14 protein-coding genes are annotated in these 17701 nt (G+C 48.0%); 5 read left to right on the top strand and 9 right to left on the bottom strand.

The features are described from left to right. The first annotated feature begins 277 nt into the window (after positions 1 to 277). Positions 278 to 1612 (top strand): NADP-specific glutamate dehydrogenase, encoded by a 1335-nt coding sequence (gdhA, locus tag ACTHR2_RS00860; RefSeq protein ID WP_107867725.1) that lies wholly within the window; start codon positions 278 to 280, stop codon positions 1610 to 1612. A gap of 70 nt (positions 1613 to 1682) precedes the next feature. On the opposite strand, the gene recG is transcribed toward gdhA, so the two are convergent. The 4 genes from recG to grxC all read right to left on the bottom strand — a co-directional run bounded on the left by recG (position 1683) and on the right by grxC (position 7988). Then, on the bottom strand, positions 1683 to 3722 hold the full coding sequence (gene recG, locus ACTHR2_RS00855) for an ATP-dependent DNA helicase RecG (protein ID WP_440375241.1): 2040 nt from the start codon (positions 3720 to 3722) through the stop codon (positions 1683 to 1685). Positions 3723 to 3971: 249 nt separating this feature from the next. After that, positions 3972 to 7016, bottom strand: coding sequence for a TonB-dependent siderophore receptor (locus ACTHR2_RS00850; RefSeq protein ID WP_440375338.1), 3045 nt, complete (start codon positions 7014 to 7016; stop codon positions 3972 to 3974). 258 nt (positions 7017 to 7274) lie between these two features. Beyond that, positions 7275 to 7709 (bottom strand): protein-export chaperone SecB, encoded by a 435-nt coding sequence (secB, locus tag ACTHR2_RS00845; protein WP_003745844.1) that lies wholly within the window; start codon positions 7707 to 7709, stop codon positions 7275 to 7277. A gap of 21 nt (positions 7710 to 7730) precedes the next feature. Further along, positions 7731 to 7988, bottom strand: a complete 258-nt coding sequence (gene grxC / locus ACTHR2_RS00840) for a glutaredoxin 3 (protein ID WP_263341919.1) — start codon at positions 7986 to 7988, stop codon at positions 7731 to 7733. 237 nt (positions 7989 to 8225) lie between these two features. Between grxC and ACTHR2_RS00835 the strand changes: the two genes are divergently transcribed. Continuing rightward, the gene (locus ACTHR2_RS00835) at positions 8226 to 9719 is read left to right on the top strand and encodes an Rne/Rng family ribonuclease (RefSeq protein ID WP_070713423.1); all 1494 of its coding nucleotides are present in this window, start codon (positions 8226 to 8228) and stop codon (positions 9717 to 9719) included. Positions 9720 to 9776: 57 nt separating this feature from the next. Here the strand turns inward: ACTHR2_RS00835 and ACTHR2_RS00830 are convergent, their stop codons facing one another. The 4 genes from ACTHR2_RS00830 to ACTHR2_RS00815 form a co-directional block, all read right to left on the bottom strand. Further along, positions 9777 to 10445 carry a DUF3108 domain-containing protein gene (locus ACTHR2_RS00830; protein ID WP_070765107.1) on the bottom strand — a complete coding sequence of 223 codons (669 nt, stop codon included), beginning with the start codon at positions 10443 to 10445 and terminating at the stop codon, positions 9777 to 9779. A 30-nt stretch (positions 10446 to 10475) separates the two neighbouring features. Then, complete coding sequence (gene purN, locus ACTHR2_RS00825) at positions 10476 to 11102, bottom strand: phosphoribosylglycinamide formyltransferase (protein ID WP_263341916.1); 627 nt, start codon at positions 11100 to 11102, stop codon at positions 10476 to 10478. 97 nt (positions 11103 to 11199) lie between these two features. Continuing rightward, a complete protein-coding gene (locus ACTHR2_RS00820; RefSeq protein WP_070607922.1) occupies positions 11200 to 12015 on the bottom strand; it encodes an FKBP-type peptidyl-prolyl cis-trans isomerase in 816 nt (271 codons plus the stop codon). A gap of 160 nt (positions 12016 to 12175) precedes the next feature. Continuing rightward, positions 12176 to 13441 (bottom strand): Glu/Leu/Phe/Val family dehydrogenase, encoded by a 1266-nt coding sequence (locus tag ACTHR2_RS00815; RefSeq protein ID WP_107723550.1) that lies wholly within the window; start codon positions 13439 to 13441, stop codon positions 12176 to 12178. Between the two features lie 421 nt (positions 13442 to 13862). Between ACTHR2_RS00815 and ACTHR2_RS00810 the strand changes: the two genes are divergently transcribed. The 3 genes from ACTHR2_RS00810 to ACTHR2_RS00800 all read left to right on the top strand — a co-directional run bounded on the left by ACTHR2_RS00810 (position 13863) and on the right by ACTHR2_RS00800 (position 15374). Next, positions 13863 to 14576, top strand: a complete 714-nt coding sequence (locus ACTHR2_RS00810; protein ID WP_263341148.1) for a phosphoglycolate phosphatase — start codon at positions 13863 to 13865, stop codon at positions 14574 to 14576. Positions 14577 to 14675: 99 nt separating this feature from the next. Next, on the top strand, positions 14676 to 15137 hold the full coding sequence (gene recX, locus ACTHR2_RS00805; RefSeq protein WP_070734648.1) for a recombination regulator RecX: 462 nt from the start codon (positions 14676 to 14678) through the stop codon (positions 15135 to 15137). A 75-nt stretch (positions 15138 to 15212) separates the two neighbouring features. Next, on the top strand, positions 15213 to 15374 hold the full coding sequence (locus tag ACTHR2_RS00800; RefSeq protein WP_039861975.1) for a hypothetical protein: 162 nt from the start codon (positions 15213 to 15215) through the stop codon (positions 15372 to 15374). 119 nt (positions 15375 to 15493) lie between these two features. Here ACTHR2_RS00800 and ACTHR2_RS00795 read toward each other — a convergent pair whose 3' ends face one another. Further along, complete coding sequence (locus ACTHR2_RS00795; protein ID WP_440375240.1) at positions 15494 to 17650, bottom strand: RelA/SpoT family protein; 2157 nt, start codon at positions 17648 to 17650, stop codon at positions 15494 to 15496. Positions 17651 to 17701 lie beyond the last annotated feature (51 nt).

Below are 17701 nucleotides of genomic sequence, written 5' to 3'. Positions count from 1 at the left end.
CGCTAATTTACACAAATTTATGAGCTAAATTAAATTTTTACAAAAAAATTTTCAATATTTTCTAGTTTAATTACTCGGCATTTTATTTTTATTTAAATCTATTCAATGAAATATTTTTAGATATTTTTAATTAAATTTAAAATATAATTCCATTTTTACAAATTGGTAAAAAAATAATGTCAACAATCTAGGTAAAATTTTTCTTGGCAAGTAAAATTTTTACAGCTATATTTCAAAACATAAATATTGAAATATCTCACTCAATAGGAGTAGAAAAATGACTGATCTGAACACCCTGTTTACCAATCTCAAACAACGCAACCCCAACCAAGAACCCTTCCATCAAGCCGTTGAAGAAGTGTTCATGAGTTTGGATCCGTTTTTGGCGAAAAACCCGAAATACACCCAACAAAGCCTGCTTGAGCGTATTGTTGAACCGGAGCGCGTGATTATGTTCCGCGTCACTTGGATGGACGACAAAGGCCAAGTCCAAGTTAACCGCGGCTACCGCATCCAAATGAATTCCGCCATCGGCCCTTACAAAGGCGGTTTACGTTTCCACCCGACCGTCGATTTGGGCGTGTTGAAATTCCTCGCCTTTGAACAAGTGTTCAAAAATGCGTTGACCACCCTGCCTATGGGCGGCGGCAAAGGCGGTTCCGACTTTGACCCTAAAGGCAAATCCGATGCCGAAGTAATGCGCTTCTGCCAAGCCTTTATGACCGAACTCTACCGCCACATTGGCGCCGACACCGACGTCCCTGCCGGTGATATCGGCGTAGGCGGCCGCGAAATCGGCTATCTGTTCGGCCAATACAAAAAAATCCGCAACGAATTTGCTTCCGTCCTGACCGGCAAAGGTCTCGAATGGGGCGGCAGCCTGATTCGCCCTGAAGCCACCGGCTACGGCTGCGTGTATTTTGCCCAAGCCATGTTGGAAACCCGCAACGACAGCATCGAAGGAAAACGCGTGTTGATTTCCGGCTCCGGCAACGTGGCGCAATACGCTGCCGAAAAAGCCATCCAACTGGGTGCAAAAGTATTGACCGTTTCCGACTCCAACGGCTTTGTCCTCTTCCCTGACAGCGGTATGACCGAAGCGCAACTGGCCGCTTTGATCGAGCTGAAAGAAGTACGCCGCGAACGCGTTGCCACTTACGCCAAAGAACAAGGCCTGCAATACTTTGAAAACCAAAAACCGTGGAACATCGCAGCCGAAGTCGCCCTGCCTTGCGCCACCCAAAACGAATTGGACGCAGACGCTGCTAAAATCCTGCTGGCAAACGGTTGCTATGTGGTTGCCGAAGGTGCGAACATGCCGTCAACTTTGGGCGCGGTCGAACAATTTATCAAAGCCGGCATCCTCTACGCTCCAGGCAAAGCGTCCAACGCCGGCGGCGTAGCGACTTCAGGTTTGGAAATGAGCCAAAACGCCATCCGCCTGTCTTGGACTCGTGAAGAAGTCGACCAACGCCTGTTTGACATCATGCACAACATCCACGAATCCTGCCTGAAATACGGCAAAGTCGGCGACAAAGTGAACTACGTCAATGGTGCGAACATTGCCGGTTTCGTCAAAGTTGCCGATGCCATGTTGGCGCAAGGTTTCTAAAAACTGCATCAACACAAATCATAAAGCCGTCTGAAATATTTCAGACGGCTTTTTTCTTTTCAAATAAATTTTATACGCCCAAATAACCTTCCCTGCTGGAAAGCCATCTTGCCAAATGCGCTTCGACGATTTCAGGGTTTTGTTCAATCAGCATCGGGGCGATTTCGCGCGCTTGTTCTAAAAGGTGTAAGTCTTCTTCAAGGTTGGCAAAGCGCAGCATGGGAACACCGCTTTGCCGCGCACCGAGAAACTCGCCTGGGCCGCGGATGTTGAGGTCTTGGCGGGCGATTTCAAAGCCGTCGGTGTGTTCGTAGATGACTTTTAGCCGTGCTTTGGCGAGTTCGCTCAAGGGTTCGGCAAACAGGAGGACGCACACGCTTTCTGCCGCGCCGCGCCCTACCCGCCCGCGTAATTGGTGCAGCTGCGCCAAGCCCATGCGCTCGGCGTGTTCGATCACCATCAGGGCGGCGTTGGGCACATCTACGCCGACTTCGATGACGGTGGTGGCGACCAAAACGTTCAGACGACCTGCGGCAAATTCCGCCATGACTTCGGCTTTTTCGGCGGCTTTCATGCGCCCGTGTACCAAGCCGATGCTGAGCTCGGGCAAGGCTACCTGAAGCTGCTCTAGGGTTTCGGTGGCGGTTTGCAGTTGCAGGGTTTCGCTTTCTTCAATCAGCGGACAGACCCAGTATGCCTGCTGCCCTTTGCGACAGATGTTGAGGACAAAGCCTTCGACTTCGGCGCGGCGGACGTTGTTAACGAGGCGGGTTTTAATCGGGGTGCGCCCGGGCGGCAATTTGTCGATGACGGACACGTCCAAGTCGGCAAAGAAACTCATGGCGAGCGTGCGTGGGATGGGCGTGGCAGACATCATCAGTTGGTGTACGTCGCGCCCTTTGTTTTTGAGGGAGAGGCGTTGGGCGACGCCGAAACGGTGTTGTTCATCCACAATCACCAAGCCCAGATTTTGAAACTCGACGTCGTCTGAAAACAGAGCGTGCGTACCAACGGCAATTTTGACAGAGCCGTCAGCCAGTTTGGCTTTGGCTTCGTCTTTGGCTTTTTTGCGCTGACTGCCTGAAAGCCAGACAACTTCAAGACCTAACGGCTCAAACCATTGTTTGAACTTGATGAAATGCTGTTCGGCAAGGATTTCGGTCGGCGCCATTACAGCCACCTGCGCGCCGAATTCGATAGCTGTCAAAGCAGACAAGGCGGCGACGATGGTTTTGCCGCTGCCGACATCGCCTTGTAACAGGCGGTGCATGGGGTGGGTTTGCGCCATATCGCGGCAGATTTCGGAAACAACTTTTTCTTGTGCATCGGTCAGGGCAAACGGTAATGCATGGCGCAGAGCTTGAGTCAATGTACCGTCGCCGCCCAATGCCGCCGCCGTGCCGCTGACGCGCTTCTGCCGCGCCAGCCGCATGGAAAGCTGTTGTGCCAAAAGTTCGTCAAATTTGAGCCGTTGCCATGCAGGCAGCGCGCCATCGGAAAGCTGGTGGATGGTGAAGCTCGGCGGCGGCGAATGCAAAAGGCGCAGGCTTTCGGCAAGGTGTGGCAGTTTCAGACGGCCTAATAAAGCATCAGGCAAGGTATCGTGCAGCGGCGTAACGTCCAAGGCCGTCTGAATAATACGGCGCAAAGTGGGCTGGTTCAAACCGTTTACGGTCGGATAAATCGGCGTAAGGCTTTCCGCCAAACCACTGCCCTCGGCATCGCGGATTTTGGGATGAATCATCTCGTCGCCGTGAAACCCGTGTTTGATTTCGCCCACAGCGCGGATGCGCTTACCGACCGCCATCTGTTTCTGGTTGCTGGCGTAAAAGTGGATGAAACGCAGAAAAAGAACGCTGCCGGAACCGTCGGCAATTTGGACAATCAACTGCTTGCGTGGCTTAAAAGTTACTTCCTGATGAATGACCTCGCCCTCAACCTGACACGGCACGCCGATCGGCGCATCCTTAATCGGCATGATGTGCGTCTCGTCCTCGTAACGCAACGGCAGATGCAACACCAAATCCCATGCGGTATGGAGGTTGAGTTTTTCGAGTTTCTTGGCGGAAACATCGGTAATTTTGAGCTGTTTTTGGGTTTCGGGCGTCATCTTAAAAGGCAGCTGATTGAAAGTTTGCTGTATTTTATCCGAAAACAAAAAGGCCGTCTGAACGCAATGTTTCAGACGGCCTTCAAAGCTGAATACTTGAAACAAATTAATATTTGAAAATACGCCGGCTATCGAATCAACTTCAGCCATTGTTAGGAAACAGCTTTCAGAAAAGAAGGATATTCAACCCATACTTTTATCAGGAATTTAGCAAATAATATTTACATACCCAATCATTATCCATTCTCTCTAGAAATGCCAATCCAATTTCAGTTTGACTGTCCGCGGTTCGCCATAGAAATTGTTTTGACCTCGCGTACGGTTGTAGTTGTTTTCAAAATACGTCCTGTCAGCCAGGTTAGTTCCTATCAGGCTGATTCTGCCGTGTTTGTGAAAGTCATATTGAACAAAGCCATCTATGAGTCCGTAGCCTCCTTGGCGAATATTGTAAAGGCTACTTGTGCGACTTTGCGCGGATATTCCGCCACCCAAGGTCAACTTAGTTTGAGGCAAGCGGTAGCTTGTACCGAGGCGGAACATATGTACCGGCGTGAAGTTACTGAAGTTATACGGGTCGGCAGTCGTGTTTTTCTCCAACCGCTCCGCGTTGACTTCTGCAGCATTTTTATACTTGCTTTTGTTATATGTGTAGCCAACAAAAATACGCCAGTTTTCCGACAATTCGCCAGCCAATTCAAGTTCTGCGCCACTACTCTTAACCTTACCCACAGGTTTGGCGATGGTTTGGAATGAACCTCCGTTACTACTAGTATCAGGAACAAATCCGAAATCGACAACGGTTCGGTTTTTCTGCTGTAAAACAAACAAGGCAAGCGAAGCATTCAGACGGCCTTGCAGGAACGACCCTTTCCAACCTATTTCATAGTTAGTCCCGATGAGTGGTGGAAGAACGGATTTGCTGGTTACATCAACGTTATCCTGTTGTTTAAAAATCTTAGTATAGCTGGCATACAAGCTTTGTTGCGGCGTCAGGTCGTAGGTAATGCCTGCATATGGCGTGAACCGATGACTTTGCATTTTTGAGGTGTAGTGTTCTTTGTCGATTTTGTTACTACTCTCAGTTTGAAATGCCGTAGCAGGCTGGCCGTAGCGTACAGGCATTTCTTTGGTTTGTGTGGTTTCATAGCGCGTATAGTGCATACCGCCCAAGAGATGCAGACGGTTGGTTGCATTAAAGCGGGTGCTGACAGTCAAAGAATGTGTTTTATTCGTGTTAAGGTATTTCGAATAATTGTATAACGCCGGAACATGATCATCTGCAACCTGAACAGTTTTCCACAGCGGCGTTTTCAGATATTGGTTTGCCCATTTCAAATTTCCCTCTTCATCCCGCTCCTGTATTTTGTTTCCATTTGCATCCAATTCGTAAACAGGATCTTGCACCATTACGCGCTCACCATTGTCGTTGACGGTCCAGACAGGCTTGCCCTCCGCATCCAAACGGGAAGTATATTTGGTAATATGCGCGCCACTGCATTCCGGCACATAGATTTTGTTATTACCTTTTTCGTTATAAATATGCCAATCTGGTTCGGCAATACCTTTTTCTAAAGGATTACGCTCCGGACCATCGGGATGAATGCCGCAACTGCCTGCACCTGCATAACCTTGAGGACGGACAAAATAACGGTTTTGATATATTTCCGTATAGGCAGAACGGATTTTTTCATTGTTATACGCATAACCGACAAAGAAATCATGTTCACGCCCAAGCAGGCGGTAGTTACCTGTCAGATCCAGCTTAAAGCCCCATTGCACATCGTGTTTGGTATAGTGCAACGGCATGAAGTTGTAACGGCGGTTGTATGTGTGGCGAAGATTGTATGCTGAGTCGTATAGACGGTTGGGAAACAGGCCTTCTGCATTGTTAATAATGCCTTGCTTTGCAAGCTCCTTATCAACAAACTCTTTTTTATCTACTTCTACACCCGGATCCTGCCAGTCGTTGCACAGGAAATCCAAACCAATGTCCTGCATACATTGATCAAAACCTGCCCGACGTGCTGCCGCCCTTTGGGAGCGATATTGTTCAAAAGCAGATGCATCGAAGTGATGGGCAACGTAATCTGCTTTTTTCTCTTCATATGTTTTAGTGACGCCATCACGATATTCTTTTAATTTTGCCAACGCCTTGTCTTTAGGCTCAAAAGGGATAACCTCTCCCTTTTCAGTTAGGAAACCTGTTGCCGCAGATGCTGAAATACCTGCCGCGTGTTCGTTTTTCAGAAAAAATTGTCCGACTTTGGCATCTGAATCGTTACGCGTATAAGAAATTTCGGCATTGAGTTGCCATCCATTGTCAAAGACATGTTTGAAACCGGAAAAAATATTGTATTTATCAGCATTCAGGCGTGACCATGAGGTTTCACCCAAATAAGTATTACGTGGCAATTTCAAAGGATTGTTACAGGCCGGACTGGAGCTGAAGGCCGCAGTTTTTTGATCCTCACAAGGTAAAATCACGCCGGCAAAATCGGGAATATCTTTATTTTTCTGATAAGTACCACCCAAAGTCAGCATACTGTTATCACTCAAATCCGCATCAATCACGCCATAAACCATATCTTTCTTGTTCCATACACCCTCTTTAAAAGAACGGTGATCCTCATGAACACCAACCAGCCTACCACGTACCGTATGTTCATTATTCAAGCTTCCAGATACATCCAAAGCCAAACGCTTGCTGCCCCTATGGTCAGTGCTGATTTCACCTGTATGCTTAAACAGAGCTGTTGGCCGCTTACGGATTAAATTAATGGTTCCACCCGGTTCGGAATTGGATTGAGTAAGACCGGTTGCACCTCTGACAACCTCAATGTGATCATAAACAGCAAGGTCTGTACTGGGTGAGACATCGATTTTTGCCGTATAGCCCGAACGTCCAGACACATTAGTGGTAATACCGTCTTCACCAATCTGATCAACATAGAAACCACGAGACAAAAAACGAGTTTGCAGGCCCGAATCGCGAACCACGTTGATTCCCGTAGTGTTTTTCATTGCATCTTCTAAAGAATATATTGCTTTATCATCTAGCTGCCGACGCGTCATTACGCTCACCGACTGCGGTGTATCCTTGCCTGAAATACGCAACCCAGTCGCCGTTGCCATTGTTCCGATTGTATAAGACTGACTGCGCTCGGTATTCCTTTGTGCCTGCCGTTTGCCACTGACCTTGACCGTATCCATATCTACATGTTCAACTTCTTGATGTCCCGTATCTGCAAAAACAGTTTGGCAAGGCAGCACCAATAACAAACAAATTGTTTTCATTTGAAAATCAGGTTTCACAACTATTTCCTTAATTAATAGAATCTACTTGCTGGATAAAATTCTAATTTGTTGATTTTAAATGGTATATAAACCTATAAAAATTAAAAATATTATCGTAATGATAAACAATATCATTATATACTTATTACATTAATATATGAACTTTTTATTATAGATTTTTCTTATGTCCTAATTCTCAAATAAAAAAGGCCGTCTGAACGCAATGTTTCAGATGGCCTTAATTTAGGTATAACGCGATTAAGCGTTAGCTTCCTGTTGTTGTTGGTAGATTGCTTCGAAGTTGATCGGAGCAAGCAGTACAGGTGGGAAGCCGGCGCGGGTTACGCTGTTGGAAATGGCTTCGCGTGCGTAAGGGAACAGGATGTTCGGACAAGCAACGCCCAGCAGCAGTTGTACGTCTTCTTCAGGAATGTTTTCCAGACGGAAGATGCCGCTTTGGGTAACTTCGTTCAAGAACATGGTGCGCTCTTCGTTCAGTTTGGCAGTCACGGTCACGGTCACGTCAACGCTGTAGAAGCCATCTTCCAGTTTGGTGTTGCCGGTAGAAACGCGCATATCGACTTCAGGCTCGCCTTGTTCCAAGAAGATTTGTGGTGCGTGAGGCACTTCCAAAGACAAGTCTTTTACATACAGACGCTCAACGCTGAATACAGGTTGCAATTCTTCGCTCATTTTATTTTCCTAAGTTAAGGGTTAAGGATTCAGTAATTCGTCCAACTTGCCTTCCTGCTGCAAGCGGTACAAATCGGTAAAGCCACCGACATGGGTATCGCCGATAAAAATCTGCGGCACGCTGCGCTGGCCGGAAAGCTGCCGCATTTCGGCAAAAACTTCCGGATTGCCGTCGATGCGGATTTCGTTGATTTCTTTCACACCCACCGCCTGCAACAGCCTTTTCGCCATGGTGCAGTACGGGCAATATGGACCAGTATAAACAGTAACGGTTTGCATGATTTCTTCCAAAATACCAATGTTCATGACTATATGGGCATAGGTGCTATTTTACAAGTATTCCCGCCGTACGGTTGTAAAAAACATTCAGACGGCCTCTTGACTGTAAACATCTGCGCAGATGCGGAAAAACCATAATTAAAGTATGATAAGCGCTTTCGCAGAATGACTTTTGCCATTTGTTTTTTGGAGAAGAACACATCGCAAAAGTTTTTCTATTCAAAATCAGGTATCCCCATGCTTTCAGGAATTCCCATCCCCAAGGACGCCGTGCGTCCGCCCGAAACTGTCCTCGTCAACATCACGCCGCAAGAAACGCGTGTGGCTGTTTTGGAAGAGAACAATATCTGCGAGCTGCACATCGAGCGCAACAGCGGCCATAGCTTGGTCGGCAATATTTATTTGGGCGTCGTCAAACGCGTCCTCCCTGGCATGCAAAGCGCGTTCATCGATATCGGCTTGGAACGCGCCGCGTTTCTGCACATCGTCGACGTCCTCGAACAACGCCGCAATCCGGATGAAACCCAACGCATCGAACACATGCTCTTTGAAGGCCAGTCTGTCTTGGTTCAGGTCATTAAAGACCCCATCAACACCAAAGGCGCGCGCCTGTCCACCCAAATCTCACTGGCCGGCCGTTTCCTCGTGCATCTTCCGCAAGAAGACCACATCGGTATTTCCCAACGCATCGAGGATGATGCCGAACGCAGCAGCCTGAGGGAGCGCCTCAACAACCTGCTGCCCGAAAACGCCTGCCACGGCTACATCATCCGCACCAACGCTGAAAACGCCTCCGATGACCAACTGCAATCAGACATCAACTATCTGACCAAAGTGTGGGAACACATTCAAAAACAAGCGAAAATCCAGCCGCCCGAAACCCTGCTGTATCAAGATTTGCCTTTGAGCCTGCGCGTTTTGCGCGATATGTTCAGCCTCGATACGCACAAAATCCTGGTCGATTCCACTGAAAACCACCGCCGCATGACCCAGTTTGCCGAACAATATGTTCAAGGTGCATTGGGCAGAATCGAGCTGTTTAAAGGCGAACGCCCCCTATTTGAAACCCACAACATCGAGCAGGAAATCGCCCGCGCCCTGCAACCGCGCGTCAACCTCAACTTCGGCAGCTACCTCATCATCGAGTCCACCGAAGCCATGACCACCATCGATGTCAACACCGGCGGCTTTGTCGGCGCGCGCAATTTTGATGAAACCATCTTCCGCACCAACCTCGAAGCCTGCCACACCATCGCCCGCGAGCTTCGCCTGCGCAATCTCGGCGGCATCATCATCATCGACTTCATCGATATGGCGCAGGAAGTCCACCGCGAAGCCGTCCTGCAAGAGCTTGCCAAAGCCCTCAGTTTCGACCGCACCCGCGTCACTCTCAACGGCTTTACCAGTCTGGGCCTTGTTGAACTGACCCGCAAACGCTCGCGTGAAAACTTAAGTCAAATCCTCTGCGAACCCTGCCCTTCCTGCCAAGGCCGGGGCCGTCTGAAAACGCCACAAACCGTGTGCTACGAAATCCAACGCGAAATCGTCCGCGAAGCGCGCCGCTACGATGTCCAAGCCTTCCGCATTTTGGCCGCTCCAAATGTCATCGACTTATTCTTAGACGAAGAATCGCAATCGCTGGCGATGTTGATAGACTTTATCGGCAAACCGATTTCACTGGCAGTCGAAACCGCCTACACGCAGGAACAATACGATATTGTGTTGCTGTAAAGATAAAAGGCCGTCTGAAAACTTTTCAGACGGCCTTCTTGTTTGAGTAAATAAAGATTACGGTTTCACTACTTTACCGTTGATTTTAACGGAAGTCAGTTTCAGGTTGTAGGTTTTGCCGTCATCGGTATAACTTATTTGCGCAGGGATATTGTCGATATCGGAAGCAAACGAGTAAGTAACGGTATCGTCGCCGCGGCGGACGCGATATTTGCTTACAGGCGTTGTGCCGCCGTTCAGTTTATAGCTTTCGCTGCCGATTTTGTTCATGTTGCCGACGGTATAGAGTTTTTTACCGTTGGTAATTTTCAAACCTGACGGCAGGCGCACGTCATTGGCGGCCAGTTGCCATGCCAAAGTGAACAAGTCCATGGCCGGGCCGGATTTTTCGGTTTTCAAATCACCTGCTTTGCCGTAAGTGATGTTGCCGCCGGAGAATTTGGCCTCGGCATACAATTTACCGCCGCGTACATCTTTGTAGTAAGACGGATTCAAGGTCGTGCCGTTGATGCTGCCGCCTGATTCAAAGCGGATATTGTAAAGCGGTACTTTGATGGTAGAGACGATTTTGTATTGGCTGCCGCTGCGTGTGAAGGTCATGGTGGCAGGAATACCGTAGCTGCCTGAGTATTGCAAAACGGCAGATTGCGGCAATTCAGCGGCTTGTGCGCCGATGGAGGCAGTGAGCAGGGAAAGTGTCAGCAGGGTTGTTTTAATCGGATTCATGATGTTTTCCTTGTGTGTATCGTGTTTTAATTAAGCCAACAGGCTTTGACCGGCGGCATTGCGTTGTGCATTTAAAACGCGGTTGCCTTCGATTTTCAGACGGCCTGCAACGAAATCAGCAACGGCTTGCGGAAACAGCTGGTGTTCAACCGTCAGCACGCGTGCAGCAACGTCGGCGGCGGTATCGCCGTCCAAAATCGGCACAATGCCTTGTGAAATAATCGGGCCGCAATCCAGCTCGGGGGTCACGAAATGGATGGTGCAGCCAGCTACTCGGCAACCTGCTTCCAATGCGCGTTCGTGGGTATGCAAACCGGTGAAAGAAGGCAGGATGGACGGATGGATGTTGATCAGGCGGTTTTCATAATGCGCGCAGAATTCGGGGGTCAAAATGCGCATGAAGCCCGCCAATACAACCAAATCCGGCTGATAGGCATCGATTTTTTCCATCATGGCCTGATCAAATGCCAGACGCGAGTCGAAGTTTTTATGGTTCAAACTGTCGGTGGCAATACCGCGCTCTGCCGCCCATGCCAATCCGGCTGCGGTCTCGCTGTTACTCAATACGGCTGCAATGTTGGCATCGGAAATATTGGCATTCACAATCGCCTGCATATTGCTGCCGCGTCCGGAAATAAGGATGACGATATTTTTCATCATAATTCCTTGTTTGTTTGGAACAAAGGCCGTCTGAAACGGAATTTTTTCAGACGGCCTTTTATCCGTTGTTTAAGGGCGTAAGCCTTGATTCGGATTATTGAACTTTTTGTACGTCAACTTGTACTGGTTGTTGTGCGGCAGCATCAGGCGCGCCGACTTTAACCAGTTTCACGTCGAATACCAAAGTAGCGTTCGGGCCGATTTTATCGCCGGCGCCAACTTCGCGGTAAGCCAGTTTGGCCGGGATGTAGAATGTTGCTTCGCCGCCTTCTTTCAAGAGTTGGATACCTTCAGTCCAACCTGGAATCACTTGGCTTACAGGGAAGCTTACTGGGCCACCGTTGGCTTTGCTGCTGTCAAATACGGTACCATCAATCAGACGGCCTTCATATTCAACGGTAACCATATCGTCTTTAGTCGGTTTTTTACCTTCGCCTTCTTTGGTAATTTTGTATTGCAGACCGGAAGCGCTGGTTTTCACGCCTTCTTTAGTCGCGTTTTCTTTCAAGAACGCTTCGCCTTTTTCCAAGTTTACTTTGGCATCTTCAGCACGTTTGGCAGTAGCTTTTTCTTGTTGCTCTTGCAGGAATTTCATCATCACTTCCTGAGCTTGGGCTTCAGTCATTTTGACTTCTTTACCTTCAAACATGGCTTCCATGGCTTCGGTGAAGACTTTCAAATCGATTTCCGTACCTTGGTCTTTCATTTGTTTCAATGAACGGCCGATGTCCACACCCATTGCGTAGCTGGCTTGTTGGGCAGTAGAACCGATGGCAGAAGCATCTGCAGTCGCATTTGAAGCTGCGGAAGCAGCAGGGGCATCTTTAGCGGCAGTGTCTTTTTGGTTGCAAGCAGTCAGTGCCAACAAAGCAGACAAAGCCAATGCGCTGAATTTGAAAGTTTTGTTCATGATTATGTCTTTTCCGGAAAGGTCAAAAAAGGGGATTATAGCTGAGTTTGATTGAAATGGAATCAAGGTGGATTAAAATTTGTAAAGGCTCTTATCAAAAACATTAAGGCCGTCTGAAAACAGGTTTCAGACGGCCTACTTTTAGCTATCGGTCAAACGATTAATACCAGCCGCGCAGTTTCATTGCTTTTTCAACACGACGGATACTCATCATGTAAGAAGCGGTACGCAGGTCGACATCGTATTCTTGAGCCAAGTTCCAAATATCGCGGAACGCACGGCGTAGGACAACGGTTTCTTTCTCTTGAACTTCGTCAAACTCCCAGTAGTAGCCTTGCAGGTTTTGTACCCATTCAAAATAAGATACAACCACGCCGCCGCAGTTTGCCAAAATATCAGGAACAACCAATACGCCGTTTTGACGCAGGATAACGTCTGCTTCAGGAGTAGTCGGACCGTTTGCGCCTTCAACCACGATTTTCGCGCGGACTTTACCAGCATTTTCAGAAGTCAGTTGGTTTTCCAGCGCGCAAGGGGCGAGGACGTCCACATCCAGAGCCAAAAGTTCGGCATTGCTGATTTCTTTGCCGTAGCCGGCTTCGTTGGTAATGAAACCTTTTTCTTGGAATTCTTTGATGATTGCTTCCATATCCAAGCCGTTTTCGTTGTAGATGGCAACGTCAACGGTAGATACGGCAACGATTTTCGCGCCAGCTTTGTGTGCATAGTAACCGGTGTGGTAGCCCACGTTACCGAAACCTTGAATGGCGTAAGTGGCACCCTTCACGTCTTTGCCCAGTTTTTCCAAAGCTTGAACGGCGGCGAAGTTTACGCCGTAACCAGTGGCCTCAGTACGCGCCAAGGAGCCGCCAAACTCAACCGGTTTGCCGGTGAATACGCCCGGTGCAGAATGTTTCACGACGTTTTCATAGGCATCAACCATCCAAGACATGATTTTGCCGTTGGTGTTCACATCAGGTGCAGGAATATCGATTTTCTCGCCAATCAGCGGAGAAATGGCTTCGGAATAAGCGCGGGCGATGCGTTCCAATTCCGCTTCGGAATAGTTACGCGGATCCAAAGTAATACCGCCCTTACCGCCGCCGTAAGGAATACCGGCCACGCAGCATTTGATGGTCATCCAGATAGACAGGGCTTTAACCTCGTCCATATTCACATGAGGATGGAAACGTACGCCGCCTTTGTAAGGGCCGACGGCATTATTGTGTTGTGAACGGTAGCCGGTGAAGTTTTCTACTGTACCGTTGTCGAGCTTGACAGGGAAGTTGACTTCCAAAACACGTTGCGGCTTTTTCAAGATTTCAAATACTGCCGGGTCGGCATTCAGGCGATCGCAGGCAATTTTTACTTGTTTTTGTGCAATTTCAAACGGATTCAGTGTTTCTTTAACAGCAGATGCGGACATGTATTTTTCCTTTTCATACACATGATTAGACGAGAGCCATACTTGTTACTATATACAAAAACAGGAAAAAATGTAATAGCATGTAGTCGATAAAAAGCAAATCCATTCATTTATATATAAATTTAGTTTGAGGCCGTCTGAAAATATCGGCATGCCGACCAAAAAATTTTCAGACGGCCTAGCATAAATACTCATCAAACCATTCAAAAAAGTACACAAACCCTTTGTTTTTTAATACCTACCAAACCACCCTTTTTGTTGACAAAATCCCTTCCATATTCCAAATAGGCTAACAGCCTTACACCAGCAAAAATTGTTAACAATTTAAACAAATATCCCTTTAAAGAATCAGCAAAACATCGGCAAATCAGGCAAACAATGTTAAAATAACCGCTTAAATAATATGACAGAAAGCTACTCAATGACCACTGCTGCTTTAGAACACGTTCAAGCCGTTGCCTTTGATTTGGACGGTACCTTATGTGATTCCGTTCCCGATTTGGCCGCAGCAGCCCAAGCCATGTGTGCGCACTTGGGTTTACCTGTTTTGCCCACCCAAACGGTTGAAAGTTATGTCGGCGACGGCATCAGCAAGTTGGTTCATCGCGTTATTACCAATGATCGTGAAAAAGAAGCCGATCCTGAAATCTGGGAAAAAGGTTTTGTGTTCTTTATGAAATATTATCGCGAGCACTTGAGCGACTTTACCCGCCCCTACCCTGAAACCGAAGCCGGTCTCGGCCTGCTCAAGTCCTTGGGGATTCCATTGGTTGTCATTACCAATAAAAACGAAATTCTGGCTGCAGAGCTGCTGAAACAGCTCAATCTCGACGACTATTTCAGCCTGGTTCTCGGCGGCGACAGCCTTACTGAGAAAAAACCCAGCCCATTGCTGCTTCAACATGCGGCCGAAGTTCTGGGCATCGACGTTGCCAATATGCTGATGGTGGGCGACTCCAAAAATGACATTCTTGCCGCTAAAGCAGCCGGTTGCTTCAGCGTCGGCGTAACATTCGGCTACGGCGACATGACCTTGCTCTCCCAAGACAAAGCGACCAAACCTGATTTGTTGATTCGCGCGCTGCCTGAAATCTACGAAAATCTGCAACCGCAAAAAAACAAAGACGAAGAATAATTCGGCTTTATTTTCAGACGGCCTTTTCGGTTCTTTCACCTAATCAGGCCGTCTGAAATGTAATTCAATGTAGTTAAACTCCCTCCTCTTCCATATCCCATGAAACCTCCCAAAACCTTACGCGCCCGCGCCTTGGATATTCTTTCCCGTCAAGAAGTCAGCCGTGTCGGCTTGAAACGCAAACTGGCTCCGCACGCTGAAAGCGAAGAAGAATTGGAAAAGGTTTTGGACGAATTCGTCGAACGAAATTGGCAATCCGACCAACGTTACGCAGAAGCCTATATTCACAGCAAAAGCAACCGTTACGGCACGCTCCGCCTCAAGCAAGCCTTGGCACAACAAGGCATTGATGCAGACGACTGTCGGGAGTTCCTACCCGATAGGGAGGACGAGCTGCAAACCGCTATTTCCGTCTTGCGTAAAAAATTCAAGCAAGAAGCCCAAGATTTGAAAGAAAAACAAAAACAAGCGCGTTTCCTTGCTTATCGCGGCTTTGGTGCCGATACCATTCAGACGGCCTTAAAAACGGCGTGGAATGAAGACGAAGACTTCTATCAATAATCATTCCCACTTGAATCTTTGCTTCTATCGGCGTACCCTTACGTTTTTATTCAATAATTCAATCAGAGCTTCATCATGTCCGACAAACCGCACGATACACCTAATCCCCTACTCGAAGACGAACGCAAAAATCCTGTTTACCGCTTGGGTCAGGCGGTAGCCGGATTCATGTTGCTGGTTTGGGCCGGCGTTTTAGCCTTGGTTTTCTTCTTGGTTTTCCGTTTTTGGTTGAGTTAAACCCAATCCAATTACAAAAAAGCCATAAACCCTCTTAAAAAGAAGCCAACAGCTTTTATTTGTAAACATCAAAAAGGCCGTCTGAAAACACTTTCAGACGGCCTTTGCTTATAACGAGATCATCCTCGAATCACTTTGCGGATATTCAGATTGGCATGCATTGCATGAATAATCTGATTAACCTGATCCAAGTCTTTGACTTTAATTGTGAATTTAAATTCTACAAAACCTTCCGTTCCTGCTTGCGCTTTGGTTGGCGTATCGACAGATTCGATATCCGCACCGGAATTGGAAATCGCTTGCGCCATTGAAGCCAACAAACCATGCGCATCTTCGGATTTGACGTTGAGGATGGTGCGGTACGTTTGATTGCGCATACTGTCCCAACCGGCATCCAACTGCTCTTCCGGATCGGCTTTAACCAAAGTTTGGCAGGTATCACGGTGGATAATCATGCCCTTGTCTTTGACCAATAAGGCGCGAATCGGATCGCCAGGGATCGGATGGCAACACTCGGCAAAATGAATCCGGCCGGTTTCTTGATCGTTGACTTTGATCGGGCTGAGTTTGACTGTACTGCCAAAATGTTGGCCCGCCAACTCGGCAATGTGCATGGCAACGTGTACCGGCAAAGTATGCCCCATACCGACATTGTAGAGGACCTCTTCAAACGAGGTTTGTTTGGTATTCAAATCGGCAAGGTATTTTTCTTTGAGGTCGTCTGAAAGCAGGATGTCTTTAGGCAACAGGCTGGATAAAGCTTTTTGCAGCAGGTTCTCACCCAAAACAACGGCATCGTGACGATTCAGATTTTTAATGTATTGGCGGATGGCACTGCGCGCACGGCTGGAAACGGCAAAATTCAACCATGCCACATTGGGCTTGGCATGTTCGGAAGTAATGATTTCGACCGTATCACCGGTTTTCAGCTTGGTACGCAACGGCATCATGACATTATTAATGCGCGCGGCAACGGTTTTATGGCCGATGTTGGTGTGCACGGCATAGGCAAAGTCAATCGGCGTCGCACCTTTAGGCAAGGTAAGGATATCGCCTTTTGGGGTAACGATATAGACTTCGTTGGGGAACAAATCGACTTTGACATGCTCCAGAAACTCGATGGCATCTGAGCTGCTGGCTTGCAGGTCAAGAATATTTTTCATCCATCGGTTCATATGGAGGACGGCTTGGTCTGGAGTATTTTCACCGGATTTGTAAATCCAATGGCCAGCAATACCGCCCTCTGCCACAGCGTCCATTTCACGCGTACGGATTTGCACTTCGATCGGCAAACCGTAAGGACCGACCAAAGTCGTGTGCAGGCTTTGGTAGCCGTTGCTTTTCGGAATGGCGATATAGTCTTTAAAACGGCCGGGCTTGGGGTGGTATAAATTATGCAATGCACCCAACGCGGCATAACAGGCAGGAATATTGTTTACAATGACCCGAAAGCCGTAGATATCCATTACTTCGGCAAAACGTAGCTTTTTAGCCAGCATTTTTTGATGGATGCTGTATAAGTTTTTCTCGCGGCCTTTGATTTTGGCTTCAATATTGACACCGACCAAACGCTGACTGAATGCACGCAACACTTTGCCGACAACATCGCGGCGATTTTTGCGGCTATTGTCCATGGCTTTTTTCAGGGTTTCGTAGCGTCTTGGGTGGAGGTTTTGGAACGATAAGTCTTGAAGCTCTTGATACGCATTGTTCAGGCCAATGCGGTTGGCGATTTGAGCATAAATTTCGAGGGTTTCTTTGGCGATGCGACGGCGTTTTTCCGGACGCATAGAGCCAAGGGTACGCATATTGTGCAATCGGTCGGCAAGTTTGACGACGATGACGCGCACATCTTTAGTCATGGCGAGGATAAGTTTGCGGAAACTTTCCGCCTGGTGCTCGGCATGATCTTCAAATTTGAGTTTTTCCAGCTTGGAGAGGCCATCTACCATTTCAGCAATAGTATCGCCGAATTCTGCCGCCATTTCGACTTTGGTTACACCCGTATCTTCCAATACATCATGCATAACACCCGCGCAGAGTCCTTGAACATCCATGTGCCAAATTGCAAGCTGCGTGGCAACGGCAAGAGGATGGGTGATGTAGGGTTCGCCGCTTTTACGGGTTTGTCCGTCATGGGCGTGGAAAGCGTAGGCAACGGCTCTTTCAAGCTCGGCCTGCTCGTTGGTATTGAGATAGGATGCGGTGCGAAACAGAAGCTCGCGCGCTTCTGCTGTCAACGGGTCATAGGGGGCGGTAGGCAGTGGGGCTGGCATTTTCAGACGGCCTTTTATGGCTATTTTTAAGCCGTCAGACTGTATCGGTTG

This window comes from Neisseria sp. P0006.S004 (assembly GCF_051963015.1).
Taxonomy (GTDB): Bacteria; Pseudomonadota; Gammaproteobacteria; order Burkholderiales; family Neisseriaceae; genus Neisseria.
Note: the sequence above shows the minus strand (reverse complement) of the source record. Positions and strands in the feature narration are given on the sequence as shown.

What these genes read in the sequence shown, in the direction of transcription:
- ACTHR2_RS00850 (WP_440375338.1), bottom strand. Translation starts at nt 7,016, where the DNA reads ATGAAAACAATTTGTTTGTTATTGGTGCTGCCTTGCCAAACTGTTTTT.
- ACTHR2_RS00800 (WP_039861975.1), top strand. Translation starts at nt 15,213, where the DNA reads ATGTCCGACAAACCGCACGATACACCTAATCCCCTACTCGAAGACGAA.
- recG (WP_440375241.1), bottom strand. Translation starts at nt 3,722, where the DNA reads ATGACGCCCGAAACCCAAAAACAGCTCAAAATTACCGATGTTTCCGCC.
- grxC (WP_263341919.1), bottom strand. Translation starts at nt 7,988, where the DNA reads ATGCAAACCGTTACTGTTTATACTGGTCCATATTGCCCGTACTGCACC.
- purN (WP_263341916.1), bottom strand. Translation starts at nt 11,102, where the DNA reads ATGAAAAATATCGTCATCCTTATTTCCGGACGCGGCAGCAATATGCAG.
- ACTHR2_RS00830 (WP_070765107.1), bottom strand. Translation starts at nt 10,445, where the DNA reads ATGAATCCGATTAAAACAACCCTGCTGACACTTTCCCTGCTCACTGCC.
- ACTHR2_RS00815 (WP_107723550.1), bottom strand. Translation starts at nt 13,441, where the DNA reads ATGTCCGCATCTGCTGTTAAAGAAACACTGAATCCGTTTGAAATTGCA.
- ACTHR2_RS00795 (WP_440375240.1), bottom strand. Translation starts at nt 17,650, where the DNA reads ATGCCAGCCCCACTGCCTACCGCCCCCTATGACCCGTTGACAGCAGAA.
- secB (WP_003745844.1), bottom strand. Translation starts at nt 7,709, where the DNA reads ATGAGCGAAGAATTGCAACCTGTATTCAGCGTTGAGCGTCTGTATGTA.
- ACTHR2_RS00810 (WP_263341148.1), top strand. Translation starts at nt 13,863, where the DNA reads ATGACCACTGCTGCTTTAGAACACGTTCAAGCCGTTGCCTTTGATTTG.
- ACTHR2_RS00820 (WP_070607922.1), bottom strand. Translation starts at nt 12,015, where the DNA reads ATGAACAAAACTTTCAAATTCAGCGCATTGGCTTTGTCTGCTTTGTTG.
- gdhA (WP_107867725.1), top strand. Translation starts at nt 278, where the DNA reads ATGACTGATCTGAACACCCTGTTTACCAATCTCAAACAACGCAACCCC.
- ACTHR2_RS00835 (WP_070713423.1), top strand. Translation starts at nt 8,226, where the DNA reads ATGCTTTCAGGAATTCCCATCCCCAAGGACGCCGTGCGTCCGCCCGAA.
- recX (WP_070734648.1), top strand. Translation starts at nt 14,676, where the DNA reads ATGAAACCTCCCAAAACCTTACGCGCCCGCGCCTTGGATATTCTTTCC.